This window comes from Acidocella sp. MX-AZ02 (assembly GCF_000306035.1).
GTDB classification, from domain to species: Bacteria; Pseudomonadota; Alphaproteobacteria; order Acetobacterales; family Acetobacteraceae; genus Acidocella; species Acidocella facilis.
The window spans coordinates 1-401 of the sequence record NZ_JH976278.1; the positions used below are offsets into that span (position 1 = coordinate 1).

Consider the following 401-nt stretch of genomic DNA (forward strand, 5'->3'; position numbering starts at 1 on the left):
CGCAGCATCTTGGGCTGGCGGCGGGGCCGGAATCTCCACCAGGTTCAGCGTGCGCAGATGCCGGTAGAAGGCGGGCTCGTCCGGTTCCTCTACCCGCCAGAACACGGCCGCACCCTCGATGCCCTCGGTGCGCAGCAGGTTGCGCAGCCGCCGCTCGTTCAGCAGCGCTAGGTGCGGGCCGGCGCGCACGACCCCGGCATTGCCGCGATATTCTAGGAACAGCGCGCGCGCTGCCACGTCCACCTGCCGCAGCAGGGCGGGGAGGTCATCGTACTTCGCGCCATCCAGCACGGCGAAGACTGGGCGCGGCCATTCCACCAGAATGTCGGCAAGACCGGCCGCCATGCTACCCCATGCTCATGAAGGGCGCGCCCGCCGCCGCGGCCTGGCGCGGGCAGGGC

Annotated in this window: 1 protein-coding gene; it reads right to left on the reverse strand. The window is 71.1% G+C overall.

Annotation, left to right across the window (positions count from 1 at the left end; all coding sequences use genetic code 11):
* Positions 1–345 (reverse strand): DUF4123 domain-containing protein (locus MXAZACID_RS17520; protein ID WP_008495943.1); only part of this gene is annotated, 345 nt, incomplete at its 3' end.
* Positions 346–401: the final 56 nt, after the last annotated feature.